The organism is Chryseobacterium sp. GW823-FHT05E08 (genome assembly GCF_058795655.1).
In genome coordinates this window covers 282,831-309,220 of sequence record NZ_JBXAHY010000004.1, presented here as the reverse complement: position 1 = coordinate 309,220, position 26,390 = coordinate 282,831, and the positions used below count along the sequence as shown (strand labels likewise).

Sequence of the window (26,390 nt, the reverse complement as noted above, 5' to 3'; positions counted from 1 at the left end):
AATACGTAATTAATACAATTTAACAAATATTCATCAAAACAAAAGAGAAAATAAATTAAGTTTGTAATACAAAAACATCATCAATATCAAATTAATAATTTTAATCTAACCTCTTATGAAAAAAAAATTACACATTTTAACTACTTGCCTTATCTTACTTTTGATAAACTGCCGAGAGGAAGATTTAAGCCAACAGGAAAACCCAGTAGCATCAACCCAGAGAGCGAGTAAAGTAACCTCCGGCATATATGAATCTGAAATGCCATATAACCTAAATGTGGTTTATTTTATTCCTTCCGATGTAAGTGCACGCCCCGATTACGAAAGAAGAGTAAGCGAAACCCTACTCCATGCACAGGAATATTATCGACAAATGATGTATAATTGGGGCTATGGAAATCGTACTTTCGGATTACTAAAAAATCCCACAACCAATAGGATCAAAATAAATATTGTTAACGGAGCTCTGCCTATATCTTCTTATCCTTACTCATCTGGAAACCAAATATTATCAGAAGTAAATGCTTGGTTCGCAAACCATCCAGCCGACAAGACAAGTGACCATAATGTAATAATAACTGCTACACCTTCCATAAATACCGAAATACCATATTATGGCTTAGGCAGAAACTTCTTTGTTGGCGATAACGAAGATAGCGATGTTCAATATTTCAATGAAAACAGCGCAAGAGGAAACCAAGCTAAAGCCTATATGGGTGGATTTCTTCATGAATTGGGACACGGCCTGGGATTACCTCACGATGCACTTGCAAAAAGCCTTACCAATGTTGCAGGATACGGCACTTCACTTATGAGCTGGGGTAATCAAACCTACGGCTACTCTTCTACTATTCTTACCAAGGCTAGCTGCGCCATCCTCAACAACACCCAGTTGTTTTCAACGAGTGCCAAGCCGACGGGTTATTTTTACACAGGCAGTAATGGATTTAAAATTACCAGCATCAATCATAGCTACATAAACGGGCGTATCAATATTTGGGGTACTTACAGTGTAGACGCACCCATCAATGCAATAAATTCTTATTTCATTCCCAAAGATTCATATTACCACGCTGTATCAGGCTCAAGCAATACTGATGGTACAAATACTTTTTCCACTTATGTAGATGTTTCAGATCTTTATTTTACAGAAAAAACTTATAGCCTTGTATTACAAGCACAGTTCGTTAATGGAAACTCCAATTGGGTTACCTTTCCATTTACTTTTAAAAACAATATACCTGATCTTAATTTTCCGGTAAATAAAGACAACTGGACGGTAAGCAGCAGTTCTCAATACGCAGCTTATCCTGCTTCACTTGCCATTGATGACAATATCAATACTTATTGGCATACCAATTACAGTGCAGGCTCTGTACAAACCGATCCTATTGCGGGGCAACCACAAAATTTTCCTTATTACTTTGATATTAATATGGGGGCAATCAAAGGGATATCCGGATTATCATTCACCCAGCACCAAGGACTTGTGCGTACCGCAAAAACAACTGTAATATATACAAGAGCAACCACAAATGACGGCTGGAAACATCAAGGGACTTTTAATCTAACAAATACCATAGACAAACAATATACCGCATTTGCCCAAAAAGAAAACTGCAGATACCTCCGTATTGTTTTCTATAGCAGTCATGACGCCCAACCTTATATAGCAATGCCCGAAATTGGAGCTTACGAATAATAGTAAGAAATATATCAAAAGTAATTAATCAGACCTCTTGAAAAATTTCAAGAGGTTTTTATTGTTTTAATTCCAAAATTTCTTCCAGATTAGTTCTCAATATAATGACATGAAGTTCTAGCTATAATTAATTAAAACAATTAAAGACCACTACTAAATTAATTACTAATAAATCATTTATATGATTTAAAAAACATGTAATTAACATTTTTTAACATTAAATAATCTAAATAAACCTAAAATTTAATTAATTTTGCAATATTAAAATTTAACAATTTTAATATTTTAAAACAACACACAATGAGAAAAAAAATTTTAAGCACACTTACAGTTTGCCTTATCTTACTTTTAGGGAGCTGTAGAGAAGAGGATTTAATTCAACAAGAAAATCCTACAGTAACATCATCCCAAACAGCCAGCAAAGTCTCTTTAGGAGCTTACGAATCTGAAATGCCATACAATGTTAATGTTGTATATTTCATCCCTTCCGATGGTACCGCCCGACCAGAGTATGAAAGAAGAATAAGCGAATTCATGATAGCTGCTCAGGACTTTTACCGTACCAATATGTATAACTGGGGTTACGGAAGCCGTACTTTTGGACTTTTAAAAAATCCGGCAACCAACAGAATTAAAATTAATGTTGTTCACGGTACATTACCGCTGAGTTCCTATCCTTATTCAGCCGGAAATAAGATTCAGGCCGAGGTTAACACATGGTTTGCAACTCACCCCGCAGACAGAACAAGTGAGCATACTATTGTTTTTACAGCAGTACCTACTCCCGAAACAGAAATACCTTATTATGGTTTGGAGAAAATTTGTTTTGTTGGCGATAATGAGCAATGGGATTATCAGAATTTCAATCAAAATACCCCTCAAGGAAGTAAGGCTAAAGCATATATGGGAGGATTTCTACATGAATTAGGCCATGCATTAAGCTTATCTCATAATGCTCTTCATAAAACATCGCCATATGGAAGTTCATTAATGTCCTTAGGTAATTATACATATGGATATTCTTCTACTGTACTTACTAAATCAGACTGCGCGATCTTAAATAATATTCAAGTATTTTCTGCGACTACTAAACCTGCATTCTATGCACTCGGTAAAGAGTTTAAAATTACAAATATTACTGGAAGTTATTCTAACGGTCGTATAAATATTTCCGGAACTTATACAGCAAATGCTCCAATAAATAATATACTATCACATTTCATCCCCCAATCAAATTATTACTATACCGTAACAGGATTAGCAAATTATTCATCTAATACATTTAACACATTTATTGATATTAGTGATTTACATATAATTGATAACGAAAACTACCTTTTTGTCCTACAAGGGCTATACTTAGATGGAACTAAAGCTGATGCTAAATATTACTATTTCACTATGAAAAACGGAATTCCCGACATAAAATGGGATATGAATAAAGACAATTGGACTGTAAGTAGCAGCTCACAACAGTCATACTATCCTGCAACTCTTGCTATTGACGATAATATTAATACCTATTGGCATACCAACTATGATGCAGGAACGGTACAGACAGCACCAGTAGCCGGTGCATCACAGAATTTCCCTTACTATTTTGACATTGATATGGGGTCTATAAAAAGTATATCGGGGCTTTCATTTGTTCAGCATCAAGGTCTTATAAGAACGGCAAAAAACATCACGGTTTCTACAAGAAACTCAACTACAGACACGTGGAAAATCCAAAACAGCTATACGCTAACTAATGTTACGAGCAAACAATATACTGCATTTCCACAAGTTGGCAATGCAAGATATGTTCGTATAAAATTTGAAAGCAGCTATGATGGTCAGCCTTATGTTGCTATTCCTGAAATTGGAGCTTATTAAGCTAAAAAAAACTTAACTATTATTAAAAAGTAAAGCCTCCTGAGATTCAAGAGGCTTTATTATTTTTACATTCTGTTTACCGTTCCTATTCCCAGAAGCAGTAACGATTTTTGTATTGTTTTTGCTGTAAGATCAGATAGATTCAAACGAGCTTGCTTTAAATTTTCATCTTCCAATATTAAAATCTTATTACTTTGATAGAATGAGTTGTAAGATTTCACCAAGTCATATAAATAATTGGCTACTAAAGCCGGGCTCAGAGATTCTGCAGCTTTTTCAACAATTCCTTTATAATTAGATAAAAGCATAATTAATTCCTTTTCTGGTTGATCGAACTCAACTACAGAAACTTCTTTATGCTGATAATTCGCTTTAGACAATAAAGATTGAATACGAGCATAAGTATATAAAATGAAAGGTCCCGTATTTCCATTAAAATCAATACTTTCTTCTGGATTGAACAGCATTTTTTTCTTAGGATCAACTTTTAGCATAAAATATTTCAATGCAGCCTGACCTATGATTTCGTATGAAACTTCTTTTTCTTCGTCCGAAAGACCTTCTAATCTTCCTTGTTCGGTTGCTTTCAATTTTGCTTCTTCATACATTCCCTGCATCAAATCGTCTGCATCTACAACAGTTCCTTCACGGGATTTCATTCTCCCATTAGGAAGCTCCACCATTCCGTAAGATAAATGGAACAATTGATCAGCCCAAGAATATCCCAGTTTTTTCAAGATCTTAAATAAAACCTGGAAATGATAATCCTGCTCGTTTCCAACGGTATAAATTAATTTCTGAATATTATTTTCTTTAAAACGCTCAACCGCTGTTCCTAAATCTTGAGTCATATAAACAGACGTTCCATCTGAACGTAACAATAATTTCTGATCTAAGCCTTCATCCGTAAGATCACACCAAACCGAACCGTCTTCTTTCTGGTACAATACACCTTTATCCAAACCTTGTTGAATAAGGTCTTTCCCTAAAATATAAGTATTACTTTCATATTGAATCTGATCGAAATCAACCCCTAATCTTTTGTAAGTTTCACTAAAACCTTTGTAAACCCAAGAGTTCATTTCTTTCCAAAGATTTCTTACTGTTTCATCTCCTTTTTCCCAATCCAGCAACATTTTTTGAGCTTCAACAATCAATGGAGCATCTTTCTTAGCCTGATCTTCCGTTGAACCTTGAGCAACCAATTCAGAAATTTCCTGTTTGTAGTTTTTATCAAATTCTACATAATAATTTCCTACAAATTTATCTCCTTTTGTATTTGTTGATTCAGGAGTTTCACCATTTCCAAATTTCTCCCAAGCCAACATTGATTTACAGATATGAATCCCTCTGTCATTAATGATTTGAGATTTAATCACATCATATCCTGCTTCTTTAAGAATCTGTGCAACAGAAAAACCTAATAAATTATTTCTGATGTGTCCTAAATGCAAAGGTTTATTGGTATTTGGAGAAGAATATTCTACCATCACCGCAGAATTTTTCTTTTCTATTTTTGAAAAACCTTCTGCTACCGATCTAAATTGATCTACAAAGAATTGATTTTTAACTTTAACATTAAGGAAGCCTTTAACCACATTAAAACTTTCAAGTAATTCTGTTTGTTCCGTCAAAGCTTCACCTAATTCAACCCCAATACTTTCGGGATTTTTTTTCAACTGTTTTACTAAAGGAAAAGTCACAATTGTAAAGTCACCTTCAAATTCGGTTTTATTTTCCTGAACTTCCAGATTGATTTCTTTTAACTGATATACATTTAAAATAATCTCTGAAAGTTTTTCTTCTAATATATCTTTAATATTCATGAATCTATTCTTTTTTTCAAGGCTAAATGGAATCAGCCTTATTTTATCTCACAATTTTGAAGTACAAATTTAGTGAAATAAAAAAGACTTCGTAAACGAAGTCTTTAAAAGTTGTTAAGGGTTAAGGCAATTATAATCCCATCTTCTACATTCTTTTAATATAGGATTCCAACTTAAGCAGCATAAAGGAGCTTGCCCGCCCTGAATTTTTCTAAGATCTTTTTTAGAAAGTGCTTTTAAATTTTTCATAAATATTTTTTTGTTATTGGTTAACCAAATATAACAAAAACATAACACAAATGCAATATTCAATTGGTATATATATACAAAAAACCGCCCGAAGGCGGTTCTAATATGAATGTTAAAATATTAAAATTTGTCTCTGATTAATTTGTATCCCAAATTAACTTAGTATTCATTTTATCACCACCAATTGCGTTAGATGCGGCTTGATAATTTACTGTATTTAATGTTTGCACAGAAGTAGGATAGAATAATCTATTTGGCAGATCTGTTAATCCGGCTATCAAAGAAGTAAATGTGTACGTTGTATTACCTCCATTCGCTACGTTTAAAGTACCTGTCTGACCTGGTAATAATAATGTATTTGGATATCCAGTTCTTCTATACTCTGCCCAAGCCTCATATGGTTGCATAAATAGCGATATATACTTCTGAGTAAGTACATTAGCCTTAGAAGCTGCTGGTAGAGACGTAACGTAAGAATTAATATTAGCAGTGCTTACACCCCATTTTTCCATAGATGCTTTTACTCCATTAACATAATTGGTTTGAGACCAACCATTAGCCTCACTTAGTAAAAATTGAACTTCAGAATATTCCATTAAAATTTCAGTATAATCTGGCTTCAAAACATTTTTGCTGAAAAAGTTTGAACTTGCCGCCTGACTTGGAGCTACAGAGCTAGGAACTCCATAAGGCATACCATTAAAGTCATTAGGATCTGTTGATTCTGGTGATGTTCCAGCTAAAATCAAAGCTTTATTAGTTCCTTTTGGTGTAGCATACTTAAATAAACGAGGATCTAAGCCAAAACTCCCAACATTTCCTTTCAACAATTGTACAAATGTCTTAGAAATAGCAAAATCAGATCTTGTTCTAAAATCATTAAATAATGGAGAAGGATTGATTAAATTATTTTCATAAGTAACCCCTACATTATCATCATTAGACTGCATTACCCCAGAAGCAATAGCATCCGTAATATTAGCCTCGGCACCTGCTACAACTCCCTTAACTCTAGTCGCAACCCTTAATCTTAATGAATTAGCAAACTTTTTAAGTTTTTCTCCTGAACCAAATAATACATCTCCTTGTGTAAAAACAACTTCATTTTCATCAATCATTGCAGAAGCCTCTTTAAGCTCTTTCATAATATCTGCATATACTTTTTGCTGACTTGCGAATTTTGGTTGCAACTGAACATTTACATTTAAAGCCTGAAAGTCACTATCTGTATTTCCATATGAATAATAAGGAATATCTCCGAATGAATCAACTAAAGTCAGAAATGTATATGATAGCATAATTCTTGCTGCAGCAATTTGATTTTCAGTAGGACCATATGCTCTCATTTGTACTTTAGTAGCAGGATCTGTATTTAGATCAATTATAGTTTTATAATCTTGTGCCACTCTGTAAGAGAAGCTCCATAAAGATACACCTGTTGATAATCTATATTGATATCTATCCTCCTCAGTATAGGCTCTCTGTGCAGAATACTGTACCCATGGTAAAGTTATTCTTCCTGATTGCCATTGATCTCTGGTATTATCCATTAATTCTTTATTCGCACTATTAAACAAACCATAAGTTAATGGCTTGCTAGTTGAATTTGGATTAATATCTATTTCGTCAAATTTATCTGAACAGCTATTCGAAGCTAAAGTTACTGCTAAAACAGATAGTATTAAAAATACTTTTTTCATTTTCATTAAAATTTAAAATTAACATTTACTCCATAAGTTCTAGTAGAAGGAAGAGATCCACCTTCTAAACCTTGGACATTACCTGAACCATAAGAAGTATTTTCAGGGTCAATTCCTTTATTTGCTAAATTCCAAGCAAATAGATTTCTTGCAAATGCTGAAATTCTAATCCCTTGGATTTTATCACCTATAATAGATTTTGGTAAATCATATCCTAAAGTAATATCTCTTAGCTTAATATAACTAGCATCAAAAACATTTTGAGCATCTACAGTATTGTAGTAAGTTCCTCCCCATGTTGGTGCATCTAAAAGAATGTCGTTAGGCGTTCCATCTTCTTTCACACCAGCAAGAATAACTCCTGCTTCTCTGTTTCCGCCTAAAGCAGATTCTTCAAGCATTCCTGAATTCATCCCAAACATATTTGTTGTAGAAAAATATTTCCCACCTTGCTGAATATCAATTAGGAATGATAAGCTTACTGATTTATATTTTACAGTATTTCTGAAACCCATATTATACTGAGGTAGTATAGAACCTAAAGATTTAACTTCAGAAGCTTTATAGAATCCATTAGCATCAACTACTCTATTTCCATTAGCGTCATATACATAATCTGTTCCATAGATTGATCCATAAGCTTGGCCAACTTGAGCTACTAACTGTGCTCTAAATGGAGCATTTGTTAATATATAATTTTGTAAATCCTGGTATAAGTTTACAAGTTTGTTTCTATTTTGAGCAAAGTTCCAAGTTAAATCCCAAGAAAAGTTTTCATTTCTTATCGGAGTAACCGTAACCATGGCTTCAATTCCTTTGTTAGTCATTTCTCCAGCATTAATCGTTTTGAATAAATAACCAGTAGAAGGATCAATAGGAACAGGAATAATAAGATCTGTAGATTTAGTTTGATAATATGTAACATCAAAACCTAGTCTATTTTTGAAGAATCTTGCTTCTATACCAATTTCTTTTGTAACTTTTAATTCTGGTTTGATATCTGGATTAGCTGCTGTATTCGGATTTGAATATTGAGGAGCTCCATTGAATGGCGAACCAAAAGAAACATACGTTTCCCTAGCATATGGAAGTGTTCCTTGGGCAATACTAGACCATCCAGCTCTTACTTTACCAAAAGATAACCAATTAGTTTTTAACACATTGGAAAACACAAAACTTCCTGTTACTGATGGATAAAATCCACTATCATTTAGCATTGAATACCAGTCATTTCTTCCAGTAGCTTCTAAAAATAACATATCCTTATAGCCTAAAGAAACTGATCCAAATAAACTTTTTACTGCAGAATGACTTTCATTATTAGTAGCAAGAGAGTTTTCCACTCCATTGTTTAAATTATATAATCCTGGGATAACAAGACCACCAACGGTTGTTCCTTTCAACCAACTTAGCTTATTATCTCTATAATTAAAACCTACAAAAGAATTTACACTAAAATCTCCAAAATTATTATTATAATGCGCTCTACCTTCATAGTTAAATTCAGAAACATTTCTTTTTTCTAAAGTATAATTAGAAACAGCTTGCGATCCTACAGCTACTCTCGAAGAGATATTTTGACTATAAACATCTCCGTATACTTTACCTACAATAAAGAAATGCTTATCAAAGCTATAAGTTAAACCAGCATTACCAAAAAATCTATTTCTTGAATCTGCTGACGTATTTTCGTTAATAGTCCAATATGGATTATCTGAATATAAAGGTGTAGCATCATCGTATGCAGATCTATTCCAAGTTCTTTGGCTACCATCTGCTAACTTATAATCTTTTAATTTACTAAAATCTAAGTTTCTTTGTCCAAACTGGTAAAACTTTTGAGCAACAGAATTATCTCCATATCCAACTTCAGGTCTATTAAAACCTTCTGTATGCACATAATTCATAATAGCTTCTGCTTTCAAATTTTCAGAAAGCTTAGAATTAAGATTCATACTAAAATTATCTTTTTTAATTTTAGAAGTTGGTACAATACCAGAAATATTGGTATTAGTATAAGACAATCTTATATTCGTATCTCCAAAAGATTTAGCTACAGAGAAATTGTTTGTATAGGTAACTCCTGTATTGAAAAAAGAATCAACATCATTTTTAGGAGCTACCCATGGAACAGGTTTTAAATAGTCAGCTGAATATTCCGGATCAAACGCATACCAAGGAAGATACATCAAATTTGGATCATACTTAGGTCCCCAAGAAGCATCTGTTTCATACTCTTGAATATTGTATGTTTGCCCGTTGATGTTAGCTGTCGGTAATGTATCCGAATATCCACCACCATATTGATTTTGTAATTTAGGTCGGATATAAATACTTTCAAAAGTTACCCCCGTATTAAACTGTACATCTGTTTTACCTTTTTTAGCAGATTTGGTAGTATATATAATTGCTCCGTTTCCAGCTCTTGAGCCATACAATGCAGCAGCAGGACCACCTTTTAGAACTGTTACGCTTTCAATATCATCAGGATTAATGTCGAAAGATGCGTCACCATAATCTCTTCCTCCAGCTCCTCTCTCTGTATCAGCATCATTGACATTAGAATTATCTAAAGGCACACCATCTACAACAATTAAAGGTTTATTTTCTCCTGTTACAGAACTAATTCCTCTCATTGTAATTCTCGTAGATCCTCCCATTGTACTTGGGGCAGTAACCTGTACTCCTGCTACATTTCCAGATAATGCACTTACTGCATTTGTCTGTCCAGCATCAGAAATAATGTCGCCCTTAACTTCTTGGGCAGCATAACCTAAAGCCTTTTTCTCCCTTTTAATACCAAGTGCAGTTACTACTACACCTTCGATGTCTTGTGTTTTAATCGTATCATTCTTCTTTTGCTGAGCATTCGCAACAGCCAAAGACGAAGATAGTACTAAGACAAGCACACCTGCTGTTAGTTTCTTCATATCAAATTATTTTTTTGTACCGTACAAATTTGTAAAACTTTCTTAAGAATACAAAGCAAAACCTTAAAAAATTGTTATTTTTATCATAGTTCTTAGAAATTTCGTATTTTTACAACATTAAAAATGTTAATTTTTGTGGAATTACTAAAAAAATGGACAAATCTTTACATCGAAGCGGGGTGTGATGAAGTCGGTAGAGGGTGTTTATGTGGTCCGGTGGTGGCAGCGGCTGTCATTTTAGATGATAATTTTAAGCAAAATTTAGTTAATGACTCTAAAAAGTTAAATTTTAAAACCAGAATGGAGCTTGATGACTATATTAAAGAGAACGTTAAAAGTTATGCAATTGCAGAGCTTCCTCCAGAATTTATAGATCAGCATAATATATTGAATGCCAGCATTCACGCAATGCATAAAGCGTTGGATAAATTAACAATAAGACCTGAACTTATTTTAGTAGACGGAAATAAATTTCATCCTTACAATTACATACCACACCAATGTATTATTAAAGGTGATTCAAAGGTATTATCGATTGCGGCGGCGTCTATTTTAGCCAAAAATTATAGAGATAGATTGATGATTGAACTTCATGAAGAGCATCCTGAATACGGATGGAATACCAACTTCGGATATGCTACAAAAAAGCATCAGGAAGCCCTGATAAAGCATGGTCCCACGAAATATCACAGACAATCTTTCAGACTTAAATATGATTAGAAATTTTGAGTAGATGAATTATGGATTTTCAAACCAATCATAATTTAATTTAAATTACATCTAAATAAACAAAAAGGAGTAGATAAATCTACTCCTTTTCTATGTTTTAACAAATATTATTTCTTTTTCTTTTGTTGCTCAACTGTACTTTGTTGTTGCTGAGCTTTTTCCATCATCTCTCGCATTCTCTTCTGGAATTTACCTTCAGATTTCGGTTTTTCTTTATTGGCCTGAATCTGTGCGTGAATTTTCTTTTCATCCAGAATCACATATTTTATGACTAGGATAATTAAGATGTTGATCGCATTCGATACAAAATAATACCAAGAAAGACCAGACGCTGATGTATTCAAGAAAAATAAGAATGTAATTGGGAAAATATACATTAACACTTTCATGTTCGGCATACCTTCCTGTTGTGGTTGCTGCATATTTCCTGAAGTCATTACTGTATAGATTAAAATTACAATCGTACAAGCCAATGCAAATACACTTAAATGATCTCCTAAGAAAGGAATTTTAAATGGTAATTTAATTAAATCATCATAAGCAGTTAAGTCTTTTGCAAACCAGAATCCTTGACCTCTCAAATCAATAAAGTTCGGGAAGAAACGGAATAATGCATAGAAAATCGGAATCTGTACCAATGCAGGCAAACATCCCGCCATCTGATTCACTCCGGCCTTTCGATAGATTTCCATTGTTGCCTGTTGCTTTTTCATTGGATCAGCATCCTTGAATTTTGCGTTAGCTTCATCAATTTCAGGACGAATAACTTTCATCATCGCGCTCAATTTATGCTGCTTGTACATAATTGGCGACAAGATTAACTTCACAATAATTGTCAATATAAAAATCACCCAACCTGCTGCAATTCCCCAAGATGCGATCAAATTATACATCGGCATAAAGAATCCACGGTTTAGCCATCCTATAAACGACCATCCTAATGGTAAAATTTCGTCAAAGTTTTTATCGTAAGTTTTTAATAATGGTAAATCTAGAGGTAAGAAGTACCAAGTAAAATCTTGGTTCAATTCACTTCCCGTCATTTGAACAAAACCTTCATAGTTCAGTTTTTTCAAATATTCACCTTCTTCAACTGTTTCCTGATTTCCTTTACTGTGCGTAAATCCGTTTTTAGCTTCAATTACAGAAGAGAAAAACTGTTGTTTTACACCAATCCAGTTAAGAGTTTCTTTTTCCTCCTCCATTGTTGTTCTTCCGTCATAATCATAGTCTTTATAATTATTGAAAGCATAAGAGAATTCTGAGTGAGACTGCTCCTGAGCTCTACCTTTTTCAAGATTTCTTACACTGTAATCCCAAATAAAATCTGCTTTAGTATCAGAAGTAACTTTAGCAAGACCTTGAGATCTTACTTTGAAATCTACTGTGTATTTATCTAACAAGGTATAAATGAACTGAATAACAGCTCCATTATAGTTAGCCGTCAATGTCACAGCGTTCCCGTTAACCGTTGGAGAGAAAACTAAATCTTTAGTATTGATTACTTTCCCTGTTTTATCCTTAAACTGAAAACCGTAGTTTGAGTTGTTTTTTGTGATCAGATAAAGTGGAAGATCAGCTCTGTCACTCTTGTGATCATAAGCTTTATATTTTAAAAGTTCTACTTTAGAAACCTGTCCTCCTAAACTTGAAAATTCCAATTTCAATTCATTGTTTGCCAAATTTGCAGTCTGAATTGCATTAGGAGTTACATTTGGATTGATATTGCTTGCCTGAGTTTGTTTTACAGCATTTTTAACTTGTTCAGTCTTTTGTTGCTGAGCTTTTACCTCTTCCTCTTTCGATTGTTTGTTTTGGAAATAAAACATAAAACCGAAGAGTACCAAACATAAAACCGCAAAACTAATCATTTGACTTTTATCGAGTCCGTTGTTCTGTTGCATTTTATTTTAATTAAATTTTTTACCTATTTAAATATGTAGCCATGCTACATTTCGAGTCGACAAAAATACTGTTTTTTTATCAAAACTCTATCTTATAATATATTACTATATAATAAACTCAGGCTGAGAATAATCAGTCTGAGTTTATTTATGACGTTTGTTATCTAATAATTACTTTATCTAAACCTTCAAGGTTTTAAAACCTTGAAGGTTTCAGTATTACTAAAATCCTTTTATTTTTTCTCACAAGCCTTAATAAAAGCTTTGAATAAAGGATGCGGTGTTGCAACCGTACTTTTGTATTCCGGGTGATACTGGACTCCAACATAGAACGGGTGATCCGGCATTTCTAATGCTTCCACCAATCCTGTTTCCGGGTTTGTACCTGTAGCTAAGAAACCATTCTTTTCGAATTCCTGAAGATAATCACTGTTGAATTCATAACGGTGACGGTGTCTTTCAGAAATATTTTTAGCTCCGTAGATATCATATAACTTAGAAGCATTTTTCAATGAACATTTCCAAGCACCAAGACGCATTGTACCTCCTTTATCTACAACATTTTTCTGCTCTTCCATAATTGAAATTACAGGATCCGGTGTAGAAGTATCAAATTCCATTGAGTTCGCTTTCGCATGTCCAAGAACATTTCTTGCGAATTCAATCGTCATGATCTGCATTCCTAGGCAAATTCCCAACATTGGAACTTTATTTTCTCTTGCATATTGAGCTGTAAGAACTTTACCTTCAATTCCTCTGTCACCAAAACCTGGGGCAACAAGGATTCCATCAACACCATTTAAAGTTTCTTTGATATTTTCGGCAGTAATATCTCCACTGTAAACCCATCTTACTTTTACTTCAGTTTCAAGACTTGCACCTGCATGTTTGAAAGCTTCAGCAATAGAAATATAAGAATCCTGTAGAGAAATATATTTACCTACTAAGGCAATTTCTACCGTTCTTTTAGGGTTTTTGAATTTTTTAAGGAAAGTTTTCCAGTCTTTAAGATCAGCTTCTTTATCATTTTTCAGATCTAATTCTTTTAAAACTACATCATCAAAATTTTGTTTCTGAAGGTACATTGGAACTTCATAAATCGTTTCCAAATCTTTACATTCAATTACATTATCTAAAGAAACGTTACAGAATTGAGCCAATTTCGCTCTCTGATCTTTTGGAATATTGTGTTCTGTTCTACACACTAAAACATCTGCCATAATTCCGCTTTCCATCAATTGACGAACAGAATGCTGAGATGGTTTTGTTTTTAATTCTCCACTTGAAGCCAGATAAGGCAATAAAGTCAAGTGAATCACCATAGAATTTTTCTCTCCCAACTCCCACTTCAACTGACGAACAGTTTCAATATATGGTAAAGATTCAATATCTCCAACAGTTCCACCGATCTCAGTAATAATGATATCGTAGTTCTGTTTAGATAAAATTTTAATTCTACGCTTAATTTCGTTTGTGATATGAGGAATTACCTGAACTGTTTTTCCAAGGAAATCTCCTTTTCTTTCTTTATCAATTACAGTTTGGTAGATTTTTCCTGTCGTAACGTTGTTATTTTGAGAAGTTGGAGCGTCCAAATAACGCTCATAGTGACCTAAATCCAGATCCGTCTCCGCACCATCTTCGGTTACATAGCATTCTCCATGCTCATAAGGGTTTAATGTTCCTGGGTCGATATTGATATAAGGATCTAGTTTTTGGATCGTTACATTAAAGCCGCGTGATTTTAGTAGAAGTCCCAGAGAAGCAGAAACGATTCCCTTTCCCAAAGATGAAGTTACACCTCCTGTCACAAAGATGTACTTTGTATTCTTTTTACTCATTAGATTAGGTTTGTGCAAAGTTAGGGGAAAAAGAAACACAAAGCAATTTTTTACCTTTATGAAATTGTAAAACATGCCTCTATCATTTATAAATCCTGATGAAAAAATTTATCTATATTTGATCTCAACAAACACAAAAAGCCATAACCATAATGATTTCGGTATATAAACTCAAACCAAAATTCCAGCAGCTGCTCACTCCTATTTTATTATTTTTAAATAAAAAGAAAATTACTGCCAATCAAATTACGATCAGTTCCATTTTGTTATCTGTCATTATTGGAGTATTATTTTGGAATTCTAATATTTCAAAGTGGTTTTTCCTAAGCTTACCAGTCGGATTATTGATAAGAATGGCTTTGAATGCGTTGGACGGAATGATGGCAAGAAAGTTTAATCAAACGAGTAAGTTGGGAGAAATTTTAAATGAAGTTGGAGATATTATTTCAGATGTGATTATATTTTTTCCTTTATTAAAATTTCAGCCGGAGAGTTTATATTTAATTATCGTTTTCATTATTGTAAGCATCATTAATGAATTTGCAGGATTGATTGGAAAAGTTGTAGGAAAAGAACGCCGTTATGATGGACCAATGGGGAAAAGTGACCGCGCTTTGATTCTAGGTTTGTATGGTTTGATTGCATTTTTTGGAGTCAATATTTTAAATTATTCTCAATATATATTTGGACTGATTATTTTATTACTTCTCATCAGCACTTATACCCGACTAAAAAAATCACTCCATGAAGCCTGAAGAAAATAAATTCGCAGATGTTCCTTTACGCGTAAAAACATGGGTTTACATTATCCTAGTTTTCGCGCTCGGAATTTCTCATCCTTTAGCAATGAAGATCTTTGTTTCATGGATCAGTTTTCAATGTTTTTTTGAATTTTTGAGAATGTTTAAAGTGAATACCAATAAAATTATCCCTTCTATTTTCGTTGGAATTTCACAATTCTTTTTATTGTATTTTTTGAATATTGAGAATTATTTTCTTTACAGTTTGGCTCTATCAATCATTATAATCTTATATTTTTCAATCTTAAAATCATCCGGAAAACAATTATCAGGAATAGTAATAAGTTTAATAGTTTGTCTTTTTGCTTTTTCACATTTAGCTTTTATCAGAGAAAATATTTCAGGAATTTATTCAATCATTTTTATCGTTGTTGTCACTGAACTCAATGATGTTTTTCAATATTTAATGGGAAAATTCTTCGGAAAACATAAAATCGTTCCGAAGATCAGTCCTAATAAAACCTTGGAGGGATTTATCGGAGGAGTATTTTTGACGATTATATTAAGTAACATTTTAGGATTCTTTTTATTGAATTCTAATATTCTCATCAATACAATTTTAGGTTTTATTTTGGGAATTTCAGGATTTTGTGGAGATGTTTTCATGTCTTATTTAAAAAGAAAAAGCGATATAAAAGATACCGGAAGTTTACTTCCCGGACATGGCGGTTTATTAGACCGAATGGACAGCCTTGTCTTCAATGCTCCAATTTTTTTCTGGCTGCTTCCATTTCTTTTAAAGATGTAAAAAATGAACGAAAAATTTAAAAGAGCGTTGATTTTTTCAGGAGGCGGAACAAGATTAATGATCTACCTCGGAATGTTTGCAGCACTGGAAGAACTAGAAATGAAACCCGATGTTCTCATCGCTTCATGTGGTGGAGCTTTTGCTGCAATCATCATCAATGCTTTCCCCGACAACCTTTCAAGAAAAAAATATTTACAATCCGAAGAATATTTTCAATTTGTATCTCAAACAGCATTAACAAAACATAAAAAGCTCTCTGAAATTGGACTTTTCTCATTAAAAAAAATATTCGATAAAAGAAATGCTCCTTATATTGAAGATGTCTTTAATCGATATCTGGTTGAAATGAATCAGGATTTATCCGAAGATTTTCCTTCATTAAAAAATGCACAATTTTCTCAAGAAATTCCGACTTTAATTATTGGCTCAGAGCTCAATTTTAGTCCAACAGAAATTGGACAAAAACGATTTGATCGAAAATTATATCAAAAAACAATTTTCACCGATCCTGAAACAGCAAAGAAAATAATTCCGGAACAAATCATCATTAATTCTGAAAATTTAAAACACAGTGCCATCGAAGAAATTCCCAACATAAGAACTGATATTTCTTTGTTGGCAAGCACGAGGATTTCCGTTTCTGATATGTTCTATGTTGCTCCCGCTTCACTTCAGGGGAAATATTTTGCAGGTGGAGCGATTGATCTCATCCCAATTGAATTGGCAAAGCATCTTGCTGATGAAGTTATTATTGAAAAAAAACAATCCTACACTCCTGTTGAAGAAACTTTTGTACGTGCTGTTTTAGGATACAGCGGAAATAAAAGGTTAGAAGAAATTGAAAAACAGTCACCAGATTTTCAAATTGACACGAATAATATTAAGCAAAAATTGGAAGGACACTACATCAGAAAAAGTATCAATTGGAGAAAATTTGAGATTAAACTTTCTTTACCAAAAAGTCATCAACAATTTGTAAAAGATATGGAGATGCAGTGGCAATACGGTTTTGACCAGACGATCAAGAGTATTAAAAAATAAAGACAGTTAAGATTTTTACATCTTTCATCATTAAATTAAACTTATTTTTACCTAAAATTGAAAATCACAACACGCTCATGAACGTTTTTATCGCAGGTGGAACTTCGGGAATCGGCTATTCTCTTGCTCAGCATTATCTTTCAAAAGGATATCGCGTGGGGATTTGCGGAAGAGATTTAACCAAAATTCCTGAAAATAGTTCAGAAAATTTAAAAATATTTCAAGCTGACGTTTGTGATATAAATTCAGTTTTTTCAGCATTAAAAGACTTTCTACAAAATAAAGATCTTGATATTTTCATCAATTGCGCCGGAAGTTACGCAGAAGATGTTGCCGGAAATATATCTTACGAAGAAGCCGAAGAAATGCTGCAAACCAATATTTTAGGAACCGTAAATTGTTTCGAAGTAGCCAGAAAAGCGATGAAAGGTCAAGACAAAGGAAGCATTGCTGTTATTGCTTCGGTTTCCGGGATTATGGACTATGAAAATTCAAGTTTGTATACCAAGACTAAACGTTCGGTGATTCAAATTGCGGATGCTTATCGCCGAGCTTTGAAACCCTTTGGAATCTCTGTAACGACGATTGCTCCTGGGTATGTTGACACATTGAAATTGAGAGAACTTAACGATAATGATTTAAGCAAAAAGCCTTTTCTTACTGATGTTGAAACGGCAACAGCTATCATTTCGGATGCTATTGAAACTCAAAAAAAATTAATCATTTTCCCTGCAAAAATGAAATGGATGATGAAGTCATTATCCATCCTTCCCTCTTCATTATTAAATATTATCATGTTCAGAAAAGCCAAATGGATGAAAAACGACCAAAATTAAAGCAGAAAATCTATGCAATGTTGCTGTGTTCCGTTGTATTCATGATTGTTTACAATTATTCGGCGTGGCATGTTTCAAAGCTTGAAAAAGTTTTGTCTTTTGTTTTTGATTTTGAGAAATACATCCCATTTCTCCCTTGGACAATTATTCCTTATATGACCAGCGGACTGTTTTTCTGTTCTGTTTTTTTCTTTTGTAGTACGAAAAAACAGCTCAAAGTCCTGACCCAAAGAATGTTGTTTGTAACTGTTGTTGCTGGAATTTGTTTTTTATTATTTCCATTAAAATTTTCTTTACAGAGACCGGAAGTCAATAATTCTATTTTCGGATATTCATTTCAGTTTTTAACAACTTTTGATTTGCCTTTCAATCAGGCTCCTTCCTTACATATTGTGTATGCTTTTATTTTTTGGAGCATTTTTAGAAATTTAAAAAAATGGAGAATATTTTTAATGATTTGGCTCGTTGCTATAGGAATTTCTACTTTAACAACTTACCAACATCATTTGATTGATATTCTCACAGGAACTATTTTGGCTCATATTAGCTTCATCATATTTCCTTATCAGAAAAACAACTTTTTATATAGGAATTTTCAAGTCGCTAATTTCTATTTTTTGGCTGGATGGATCTTTGTTTTAGTCTCTTTATTATTGTATAAATTTTCAAATGAATCTTGGCTAATTTTGTTGTGGCCAGCTCTCGTTATGATCATAGTTGGTTATCAATATCAAAAAAATAATATTCACTTTTTAAAAGACACTAACGGAAATATTCCTTTTTACAAAAAACTGTTTTACTTTCCTTATTTATTCATTTATTGGACATTTTGGAAGTTTTTAAGAAAGAATAAAAGACCATTAGAAATTGTAACCAACATTTATATTTCGTCAAAACCTGATAAAAAAGATTTGCAAGATTTTGAAATTAATAAAAATATTTCCATCTACGATCTCTCAGCAGAAATAGAAGAAAATTCTGAAATAAAAGAAAAATCTACCTATTATTCTGTTCCTTTTTTAGATATTGGAATGTTGGATATTGATCAAACGAAAAAATTAGTTCTAAAAATCACAGAAAATTATCATCAACTTCCGAAAGACGGAAAAATACTCATTCATTGTACGATGGGCTATACCAGAAGTTCTGCCATCGGCATTTTAGTAATGAAAAATATTCTATCTTTACCTCTAAACCAAGCAATAACCAATATGAAAGTCCTGAATAAGAATGCAATCATCCATTTTTATATCTACGATTTTCTGAAAAAATTTTAAATATGAACAGCGGAAATTTTAAAAGTTTTGATGAAAGCGAAATCTTTTATCGTGAATGGAATTATCAACCTCAACAAAAAAGCATCATCATCATTCATCGCGGACACGAACATTCCGAAAGACTGAACGATATCGCACAATCGCAACAATTTTCAAACTATAATATTTTTGCATTCGACCTTCGCGGACATGGACATACAAAGACGCCAACCTCTTCTATTTTTATGGATTATGTTCGTGACTTGGACTCTTTTTCAAAATTTTTACAGTCAAAATATGATGTGAAAATTTCTGATATTTTTTTACTTGCCAACAGTATTGGAGGTGTTATCGCTTCCGCTTGGGCACATGATTTCGCACCTAATATTGCAGGAATGGCTCTTTTGGCACCCGCTTTTAGAATCAATCTTATCGTTCCTTTGGCAAATGAAATGATAACTTTAGGAACTAAATTAAAGAAAGGATTGATTATCAAAAGTTATGTAAAATCAACAATGCTGACTCACGATCCTGAACAACAAAAAGCCTACGATACAGATCCTTTGATTACTCGATCTATTGATGCCGAATTACTGATCGATCTCGCAAAAGCAGGAAAACGTTTGGTAGAAGATGCAGAAGCCATCGACACACCTACTCTTATATTATCTGCTGAAAAAGATCATGTTGTTTTTAATAAAGATCAGAAAAGTTTTCATGATCAATTAGATACAGATTTAAAAAAATACGAAGTTCTTCCCAACTTTTTCCATGGAATTTTATTTGATACAGGAAAAGAATTGGTTTATGATAAAATTAAAGATTTTGCTGAAAAATGTTTTGGTCAAACTCAGAAAAAAGCATCACTTTCGCCTGACAAATTTTCTGTAAAAGAATATCAGGATCTTCAAAATAATGTAGGCAATAACCTGAACTTTAAATTTCAAAAATGGTCTCTTAATACTATAGGAAAGATCAGTAAAGGAATGGAGATAGGTTTGAAACATGGTTTTGATTCTGGCGCTTCTTTAGATTATGTTTATCACAATCAGCCTCAAGGGAAATTAGGTTTCGGAAAAATGATGGATAAAAATTATCTTGAAGCTATTGGCTGGACGGGAATTAGAATCAGAAAGCAACATTTGATCAAACTTTTAGAACAAAAAATTCAAATCCTGAAAAAAGAAGGCAGAAAAGTAAAAATCCTTGATATTGCAGGCGGAACGGGAAATTATTTATTTGATATTAAAGAAAAATATTCTGAAGTTGAAATCGTTGTCAATGAATTTGTAAAGGCAAATATTGAGATTGGAGAAAAAGTAATCCAGGACAAAAAATATCAAAACATCAGATTTACTAATTTTGATTGTTTTGATCCTGAAACGTATAAAAAATTAGATTTTGAACCAAATATCACCATCGTTTCGGGAATTTTAGAGCTTTTCGGAGATAATGAAATGGCAAGTAAAGCGATTCAGGGAATTAATTCTATTTCAGAACAAAATTCATTCATCGTTTATACCGGACAGCCTTGGCATCCGCAGTTGAAAATGATCGCTTATGTTCTGAATAATCATCAAAATAAAGACTGGATCATGAGAAGACGTTCGCAAAAAGAACTTGACAGAATGATGACTTTCAACAATATTCAGAAAGAAAATATGCTGATTGATGATTTTGGAATTTTTACGGTGTCTTCTGGGAAGGTTAATTTTTAACTTAAAAATAAGACTTTAAAAACATAATTTAGATTCCTCCGGAATGACAAATAAATGATAAAATTTTAAACTGGAATAAAATAAAAAGGCTTCCCAAGAATATTGAGAAGCCTTTTCTTAAACCAAATTTATATGAAAATTATTGTTTAGCTAACTCAAAATATAAGTTAACGTCAACGTCTTTAGCTACGCCAGCACCCGTTGGATCATATTTAATGTTATAATCTAAACGGTTAACCGTGAATTTTGTCTGGAAACCCATCACTTCTTTTCCCTGTTGATTCTTAGTAATTCCACCGTAAGTTACTGGAACACTGATTTCTTTAGTAACATCTTTAATAGTCAGTTTACCTTTTAAAGTGTATGTATTATTTTTTTCTTTTGTGATAGAAGTACTTTCAAAAGTCATTGTAGGAAACTTCTCAGCGTCAAAGAAATCTGCGCTTTGCAAGTGCTTATCTCTCATTTCTACACCCGTGTTTACAGAAGATGTTTTAACAAAGAAGCTAAACTCGGCTTTATCTAAACCACCCTCTTTACTAGCAGCCACTTTTCCGTCAAATTTATCGAATCTACCTTGTACAAAGCTGATTCCCATATGTTTGATATTGAAATTCACTGAAGAATGCATTGGATCTACTGCCCAAGCTGTTTGTGCAAATCCTACAACGCTTAGTAAAGCGAATACAAAAGTTAAGAATACTTTTTTCATTATATTTTATTTTAGATTAATCTTATGGCAAATGTAGGCAGTAAAAAACTACCTGACATTGATCTATGTTAGTTTTTGATTTTTGATGAATTTATTTTTGAATAGAGTAAATCAATAAGATACATCAAAAGTAATATGGCTAAAGAATTCCCATACATCAATATCGATAACATATTTTCATTTGTTGGATTTGAAAAATAAGAGAACGGATTATTTCCCGACACGATCAGCATAAACAAGTAAATAACTTCATATAAAATCGCAATTCTTAGTATTGAATGATAACTTTTTCTAAAAATAATGACAGTTACCAATCCTATTCCTGTAATTATTGAGGTGAGAATTAGAATTAATATTGAATACATTCCGAAACTTCCACCGGGCAAATCTAAACTTCTCACCGACCAATCTGTACACTGAGCATTTAAAAGGCTCATTACAATAAATATTACCAAACTTTTCAGAATATTTTTCATGGTTGAAAATTAACTAAAATTTCGGAAGAAAAATTCAAAAAAAAATCAAGAACTTCGCGGTATGGCAAAATTAAAAACAGCATATTTCTGTCAGAGCTGCGGAACACAGTATTCTCAGTGGATGGGACAATGCAAAAACTGTGGAGAATGGAATACTTTGGTGGAAGAAGTCGTAGAAAAAACCTCATCTAAAACGCCACCGTTTTCAAAAACAAAGCAACACGTCATTAATATTGTTGAAGTTGAAACAATAGAAGAACCTCGTATAAAAACACCTTCCGAAGAACTTAACCGAGTTTTGGGAGGCGGAATTGTTTTAGGTTCCGTTACTTTGATCGGCGGCGAACCCGGAATTGGAAAATCGACGTTACTCTTACAGCTTGCCCTGAAAATGAAGAAAAAAGTGTTCTATGTTTCGGGGGAAGAAAGCGCTTCTCAGATCAAAATGAGAGCCGACAGATTAACGGATGTTCAAAATCCGAACTGTTTTCTTTACACAGAAACTTCACTGGAAAAAATCCTTCATGAAGCTAAAAAACTAGAGCCTGATTTTGTTATAATTGATTCAATTCAGACATTACAATCACAATTAATTGAAAGTTCGCCAGGAACCGTTTCTCAGATCAGAGAATGTTCCAACGAAATCATTAAATATGCTAAAGAAAATAACGTTCCTGTTTTCTTGGTCGGTCACATCACGAAAGACGGTCAAATTGCAGGTCCAAAAGTCTTGGAACATATGGTTGATGTTGTCTTGAATTTTGATGGAGACAGAAATCACCTGTTCAGATTATTAAGAGCTAATAAAAACCGTTTCGGATCTACTGCTGAAATCGGGATTTATGAAATGGTTTCCCAAGGTTTAAAGGAAATTAAAAATCCATCCGAAATTTTAATAACTAAAAAATTCGAGGAGCTTTCCGGAAATTCTGTTGCCGTAACTTTAGAAGGAAACCGCCCGATGTTACTTGAAATTCAGGCGTTGGTAAGTACCGCCGTTTATGGAACTCCACAAAGAAGCTGTACAGGTTTTGATGCTAAAAGACTAAATATGTTGTTGGCCGTTCTCGAAAAACGAGCAGGTTTCCAATTGGGCTCAAAAGACGTTTTCTTAAATATTACCGGAGGAATAAAAACTGACGATCCCGCTTTGGATCTTGCCGTTATTGCTTCTATTTTATCCTCGAATGAAGATATTGCGATCTCAGAACATTTTTGTTTTGCGGGAGAAATTGGATTAAGTGGTGAAATCCGCCCCGTTGCACAAGTCGAACAGAGAATTACGGAAGCTGAAAAATTAGGATACGAGGTTATTTTTGTTTCTAATCTTAATAAAATCGCCAAAAGAAAACACGGTATCAAAATAGAAGAAGTAAGTAAAATTGAGGATTTTCATGAAAGGTTGTTTTAATATTATTTAATCATTAAATAAATTCACTTTATGTTGAAATATTATGTTTATATTTAAGTATCCATAATCATAAAACTTAAAGAGACATGAAAACAAATTTTATTATTCTACTTGTTTGCTGCGTTAATTTATTGTCAGCACAGATCGGTGTTTTTCAAAATCCTGTTAATGAAGGGAGTTTATCAGATAACCAGAAGATTACAAAAGAGCTTGCTTCGAGTTATATTTCAACAAAATATTATAAACAGTCTGCCTTTAATTTAGATTCTGATCTCAAAATTAATTTACCCAATAATAAACAAATCATTGCAAAATTTGATAGAGTTTTAACTTACAGCAATAAAAGTGAATCTTACGTCTACAAAATTGAAAACGAACCACAATCCGATTTAGTATTTTCAAAATATGATAATATTGTAACCGGAATGTACGCTCCAAGTACTGGGGAAAAAGTGATGTTCCATCAAACAAATGGTGATATTTTCGCTTTATCAATGGTAAGTGACCAAAAAATTCTGGATCAGGATTCTAAAGATGACCAAATTTTAGACTCTACACTTTCCGGATTCGGAAAAGTAAATTCTAATGTTTGCCTTTCAACAACTCCTGTTTGTGCAGCTTCACGTGTTGACGTGATGGTTGTGTACACTTCCGCGGCAAGAACTGCATGGGGCGGAGTTTCTCAGAGTAACTCTTTTATAGCGACTGCCATTACTAATTTTAATACCTCTTTAACGAATTCCGGTGTTTCTAATGTGACGATTAATCTGGTCTATTCCGGAGAAATCGCTTATACAGAACCCGGAAATATCAGCACAGATCTTTCGAGGTTAAGAACCAATAATGATGGGTATATGGACACCGTTCATACCTTAAGAACAACTTATGGAGCCGATTTGGTTGCTTTAGTTACCGGAACGCCAACCAATACCTGCGGACTGGGTTATGTAAATACAAATGCGACCAATTATAGCGGTGCGAACGGATTTTGTGTAAGTCTTTATAATTGTGCGGTTTCCAATTATTCTTTGGCGCATGAATTGGGACACAATATGGGATTACAGCACGATTGGTATGTGAATACAAGCACGACTCCATGCAGTCATCATCATGGATATGTAAACAGAACAGCAATTAATTCCGGGACTTCGAGTACTTCTTCTCAGCGTTGGAGAACTATTATGGCTTACAATGATGAATGCTCAGCGGCTGGATTTAACTGTACAAGAGTTAATCGCTGGGCCAATCCAAGCGTCAATTATAATTCTGAACCTACAGGAATTGCCATTGGAAATACAAATCCATCCAACGAAGCTTACGGATTTTCACGTTTTGCATGTGTGGTTTCTAACTTCATGCCGACCGCTTCCGCAGATGTTTTATCCACCTCAGAAACGCTTCCTAATGCAAAAGAATTTACATTATATCCAAATCCGGCAAAAGATGTAATTACCATTTCGTTACGTGATAATGAAAGATATTCATTTAAAATATTTAATAATGCAGGACAGCTCATTCAAACAACTGCTGAAAGAAGTATTAATCTAAAAGGATTCAATTCCGGAGGATATTTTTTAAATATTTATGATGAGAAAGGATCATTTGTAGGAAGTAAAAAATTTATCGTTAAATAATTTTTATAGAATTAACCAATCAAAATCCTCTGAATATTTTAATTTTATTCGGAGGATTTTCAATTTTAAGCCTTATCTTGTAGTATGAATTATCTGGCTCATTCTTTTCTCACTTTTTCGGACGGACAAATCGTCGGACAGTTTCTGGAAGATTTTATCCGAAACAAAGACCGTTTTTCTTTTCCTAAAGATATTCAGGACGGGATTACCCTGCACAGAGCTATTGATACTTTTACTGATGCTCACCCTGCATTGCATGAGGCTAAAAAAGTTTTCAGTCCGTTGGTGAGATTGTATTCCGGGGCGTTTGTAGATGTTTCGATGGATTATTTTTTAGCAAATGATTTAAGCTTAAATTCGCTTCAAGGCTGGAAAGAGCATTCTTTACGAGTATACCGAGTTCTTAACGAAAATGAAAAATGGCTTCCCGAAAATTTCAAAAGAATGCTCGTGAAAATGGAACATGATGACTGGCTTTATAATTATCGTGAAAATCAGGGAATTAAATTCAGTATTCAAAACGTTCTTAATAAAGCAAAATATTTAGATAAAGACCTTCCTGTTTTCGAATTATTTCTTCAAAACAAAAAGATTCTTCAAGAATGTTATGATGCATTTTTCCCGGATCTGCTGGCTCATGCACAAGCTATCAATGCACAGCTAAAAACAGAAAATCCATTTTAATGATAAAAATAAAAAACACTTACTACGGTAAGTGTTTTTCAATGTTTGGGAACATTTATATTGTTTTGTGTTAGTAGAATTATTGTGCCTGAAAAAATAGTTGTTTATTCTTATAATTAAAAATGATGTTTGAAAATTGTTTAACAAAAGAATTTTTTATCCCTAGTTGATCAAATGTTATACTACTTTGCCGAAGCCGTATGAGTACGTGATAAAATTGTTTAAGTTTCATGACAAGTTTATTTAAGTTTCTTTTTATAATTGATAAAATACAATTTTTTAATAGCTTCATTAATCTACAATCACAATGAGACTAAA

General features: G+C 33.2%; 20 protein-coding genes. 12 read left to right on the top strand and 8 right to left on the bottom strand.

What is annotated here, in order from left to right:
• Positions 1 to 115: 115 nt before the first annotated feature.
• Together AC1Q7L_RS15545 and AC1Q7L_RS15540 are read left to right on the top strand one after the other, a co-directional pair.
• Positions 116 to 1,702: a discoidin domain-containing protein gene (locus AC1Q7L_RS15545; RefSeq protein WP_492306828.1), complete on the top strand. Its 1,587-nt coding sequence runs from the start codon at positions 116 to 118 to the stop codon at positions 1,700 to 1,702.
• 300 nt (positions 1,703 to 2,002) lie between these two features.
• Positions 2,003 to 3,577, top strand: a complete 1,575-nt coding sequence (locus AC1Q7L_RS15540) for a discoidin domain-containing protein (protein WP_492306829.1) — start codon at positions 2,003 to 2,005, stop codon at positions 3,575 to 3,577.
• Between the two features lie 65 nt (positions 3,578 to 3,642).
• Here the strand turns inward: AC1Q7L_RS15540 and argS are convergent, their stop codons facing one another.
• The 4 genes from argS to AC1Q7L_RS15520 form a co-directional block, all read right to left on the bottom strand.
• The gene (gene argS / locus AC1Q7L_RS15535) at positions 3,643 to 5,403 is read right to left on the bottom strand and encodes an arginine--tRNA ligase (RefSeq protein ID WP_492306830.1); all 1,761 of its coding nucleotides are present in this window, start codon (positions 5,401 to 5,403) and stop codon (positions 3,643 to 3,645) included.
• 114 nt (positions 5,404 to 5,517) lie between these two features.
• Positions 5,518 to 5,652, bottom strand: a complete 135-nt coding sequence (locus tag AC1Q7L_RS15530) for a hypothetical protein (protein WP_492306831.1) — start codon at positions 5,650 to 5,652, stop codon at positions 5,518 to 5,520.
• 137 nt (positions 5,653 to 5,789) lie between these two features.
• Complete coding sequence (locus AC1Q7L_RS15525) at positions 5,790 to 7,352, bottom strand: SusD/RagB family nutrient-binding outer membrane lipoprotein (RefSeq protein WP_492306832.1); 1,563 nt, start codon at positions 7,350 to 7,352, stop codon at positions 5,790 to 5,792.
• 5 nt (positions 7,353 to 7,357) lie between these two features.
• Positions 7,358 to 10,282, bottom strand: coding sequence for a SusC/RagA family TonB-linked outer membrane protein (locus AC1Q7L_RS15520; RefSeq protein ID WP_492306833.1), 2,925 nt, complete (start codon positions 10,280 to 10,282; stop codon positions 7,358 to 7,360).
• Between the two features lie 135 nt (positions 10,283 to 10,417).
• Between AC1Q7L_RS15520 and rnhB the strand changes: the two genes are divergently transcribed.
• Positions 10,418 to 11,002, top strand: a complete 585-nt coding sequence (gene rnhB / locus AC1Q7L_RS15515) for a ribonuclease HII (protein WP_492306834.1) — start codon at positions 10,418 to 10,420, stop codon at positions 11,000 to 11,002.
• A gap of 116 nt (positions 11,003 to 11,118) precedes the next feature.
• Here rnhB and yidC read toward each other — a convergent pair whose 3' ends face one another.
• Both yidC and pyrG read right to left on the bottom strand, forming a co-directional pair.
• Positions 11,119 to 12,915, bottom strand: coding sequence for a membrane protein insertase YidC (yidC, locus tag AC1Q7L_RS15510; RefSeq protein ID WP_492306835.1), 1,797 nt, complete (start codon positions 12,913 to 12,915; stop codon positions 11,119 to 11,121).
• A gap of 233 nt (positions 12,916 to 13,148) precedes the next feature.
• Complete coding sequence (gene pyrG, locus AC1Q7L_RS15505) at positions 13,149 to 14,756, bottom strand: CTP synthase (protein ID WP_410693055.1); 1,608 nt, start codon at positions 14,754 to 14,756, stop codon at positions 13,149 to 13,151.
• Positions 14,757 to 14,908: 152 nt separating this feature from the next.
• Between pyrG and AC1Q7L_RS15500 the strand changes: the two genes are divergently transcribed.
• The 6 genes from AC1Q7L_RS15500 (at position 14,909) to AC1Q7L_RS15475 (ending at position 21,155) form a co-directional block, all read left to right on the top strand.
• On the top strand, positions 14,909 to 15,511 hold the full coding sequence (locus tag AC1Q7L_RS15500; protein ID WP_492306836.1) for a CDP-alcohol phosphatidyltransferase family protein: 603 nt from the start codon (positions 14,909 to 14,911) through the stop codon (positions 15,509 to 15,511).
• Positions 15,501 to 16,304: a phosphatidate cytidylyltransferase gene (locus tag AC1Q7L_RS15495; RefSeq protein WP_492306837.1), complete on the top strand. Its 804-nt coding sequence runs from the start codon at positions 15,501 to 15,503 to the stop codon at positions 16,302 to 16,304. The genes AC1Q7L_RS15500 and AC1Q7L_RS15495 overlap by 11 nt, the downstream gene beginning before the upstream one ends.
• Positions 16,305 to 16,307: 3 nt before the next feature.
• A complete protein-coding gene (locus AC1Q7L_RS15490) occupies positions 16,308 to 17,345 on the top strand; it encodes a patatin-like phospholipase family protein (protein WP_492306838.1) in 1,038 nt (345 codons plus the stop codon).
• A gap of 77 nt (positions 17,346 to 17,422) precedes the next feature.
• Positions 17,423 to 18,181 (top strand): SDR family NAD(P)-dependent oxidoreductase, encoded by a 759-nt coding sequence (locus AC1Q7L_RS15485; protein ID WP_492306839.1) that lies wholly within the window; start codon positions 17,423 to 17,425, stop codon positions 18,179 to 18,181.
• Positions 18,157 to 19,458: a phosphatase PAP2 family protein gene (locus AC1Q7L_RS15480; RefSeq protein WP_492329388.1), complete on the top strand. Its 1,302-nt coding sequence runs from the start codon at positions 18,157 to 18,159 to the stop codon at positions 19,456 to 19,458. Before AC1Q7L_RS15485 ends, AC1Q7L_RS15480 begins: the two co-directional genes overlap by 25 nt.
• Positions 19,459 to 19,460: 2 nt before the next feature.
• Positions 19,461 to 21,155: a bifunctional alpha/beta hydrolase/class I SAM-dependent methyltransferase gene (locus AC1Q7L_RS15475; RefSeq protein ID WP_492306841.1), complete on the top strand. Its 1,695-nt coding sequence runs from the start codon at positions 19,461 to 19,463 to the stop codon at positions 21,153 to 21,155.
• Between the two features lie 139 nt (positions 21,156 to 21,294).
• Here the strand turns inward: AC1Q7L_RS15475 and AC1Q7L_RS15470 are convergent, their stop codons facing one another.
• Together AC1Q7L_RS15470 and AC1Q7L_RS15465 are read right to left on the bottom strand one after the other, a co-directional pair.
• Positions 21,295 to 21,867, bottom strand: a complete 573-nt coding sequence (locus AC1Q7L_RS15470; protein WP_410693063.1) for a YceI family protein — start codon at positions 21,865 to 21,867, stop codon at positions 21,295 to 21,297.
• Positions 21,868 to 21,935: 68 nt separating this feature from the next.
• Complete coding sequence (locus AC1Q7L_RS15465; RefSeq protein ID WP_492306842.1) at positions 21,936 to 22,343, bottom strand: hypothetical protein; 408 nt, start codon at positions 22,341 to 22,343, stop codon at positions 21,936 to 21,938.
• 61 nt (positions 22,344 to 22,404) lie between these two features.
• Between AC1Q7L_RS15465 and radA the strand changes: the two genes are divergently transcribed.
• The 3 genes from radA (at position 22,405) to AC1Q7L_RS15450 (ending at position 26,072) form a co-directional block, all read left to right on the top strand.
• Positions 22,405 to 23,754 (top strand): DNA repair protein RadA, encoded by a 1,350-nt coding sequence (gene radA, locus AC1Q7L_RS15460; RefSeq protein ID WP_066755071.1) that lies wholly within the window; start codon positions 22,405 to 22,407, stop codon positions 23,752 to 23,754.
• Positions 23,755 to 23,840: 86 nt separating this feature from the next.
• A complete protein-coding gene (locus AC1Q7L_RS15455) occupies positions 23,841 to 25,388 on the top strand; it encodes a zinc-dependent metalloprotease (RefSeq protein ID WP_492306843.1) in 1,548 nt (515 codons plus the stop codon).
• 84 nt (positions 25,389 to 25,472) lie between these two features.
• Complete coding sequence (locus AC1Q7L_RS15450; protein ID WP_492306844.1) at positions 25,473 to 26,072, top strand: acyl carrier protein phosphodiesterase; 600 nt, start codon at positions 25,473 to 25,475, stop codon at positions 26,070 to 26,072.
• Positions 26,073 to 26,390 lie beyond the last annotated feature (318 nt).

Coding starts and splice junctions, on each gene's coding strand:
- AC1Q7L_RS15450 (WP_492306844.1), top strand. CDS start 25,473: ATGAATTATCTGGCTCATTCTTTTCTCACTTTTTCGGACGGACAAATC.
- AC1Q7L_RS15485 (WP_492306839.1), top strand. CDS start 17,423: ATGAACGTTTTTATCGCAGGTGGAACTTCGGGAATCGGCTATTCTCTT.
- AC1Q7L_RS15525 (WP_492306832.1), bottom strand. CDS start 7,352: ATGAAAAAAGTATTTTTAATACTATCTGTTTTAGCAGTAACTTTAGCT.
- pyrG (WP_410693055.1), bottom strand. CDS start 14,756: ATGAGTAAAAAGAATACAAAGTACATCTTTGTGACAGGAGGTGTAACT.
- AC1Q7L_RS15540 (WP_492306829.1), top strand. CDS start 2,003: ATGAGAAAAAAAATTTTAAGCACACTTACAGTTTGCCTTATCTTACTT.
- argS (WP_492306830.1), bottom strand. CDS start 5,403: ATGAATATTAAAGATATATTAGAAGAAAAACTTTCAGAGATTATTTTA.
- AC1Q7L_RS15480 (WP_492329388.1), top strand. CDS start 18,157: ATGGATGAAAAACGACCAAAATTAAAGCAGAAAATCTATGCAATGTTG.
- AC1Q7L_RS15465 (WP_492306842.1), bottom strand. CDS start 22,343: ATGAAAAATATTCTGAAAAGTTTGGTAATATTTATTGTAATGAGCCTT.
- AC1Q7L_RS15475 (WP_492306841.1), top strand. CDS start 19,461: ATGAACAGCGGAAATTTTAAAAGTTTTGATGAAAGCGAAATCTTTTAT.
- AC1Q7L_RS15470 (WP_410693063.1), bottom strand. CDS start 21,867: ATGAAAAAAGTATTCTTAACTTTTGTATTCGCTTTACTAAGCGTTGTA.
- AC1Q7L_RS15490 (WP_492306838.1), top strand. CDS start 16,308: ATGAACGAAAAATTTAAAAGAGCGTTGATTTTTTCAGGAGGCGGAACA.
- AC1Q7L_RS15545 (WP_492306828.1), top strand. CDS start 116: ATGAAAAAAAAATTACACATTTTAACTACTTGCCTTATCTTACTTTTG.
- AC1Q7L_RS15530 (WP_492306831.1), bottom strand. CDS start 5,652: ATGAAAAATTTAAAAGCACTTTCTAAAAAAGATCTTAGAAAAATTCAG.
- yidC (WP_492306835.1), bottom strand. CDS start 12,915: ATGCAACAGAACAACGGACTCGATAAAAGTCAAATGATTAGTTTTGCG.
- radA (WP_066755071.1), top strand. CDS start 22,405: ATGGCAAAATTAAAAACAGCATATTTCTGTCAGAGCTGCGGAACACAG.
- AC1Q7L_RS15455 (WP_492306843.1), top strand. CDS start 23,841: ATGAAAACAAATTTTATTATTCTACTTGTTTGCTGCGTTAATTTATTG.
- AC1Q7L_RS15520 (WP_492306833.1), bottom strand. CDS start 10,282: ATGAAGAAACTAACAGCAGGTGTGCTTGTCTTAGTACTATCTTCGTCT.
- AC1Q7L_RS15495 (WP_492306837.1), top strand. CDS start 15,501: ATGAAGCCTGAAGAAAATAAATTCGCAGATGTTCCTTTACGCGTAAAA.
- AC1Q7L_RS15500 (WP_492306836.1), top strand. CDS start 14,909: ATGATTTCGGTATATAAACTCAAACCAAAATTCCAGCAGCTGCTCACT.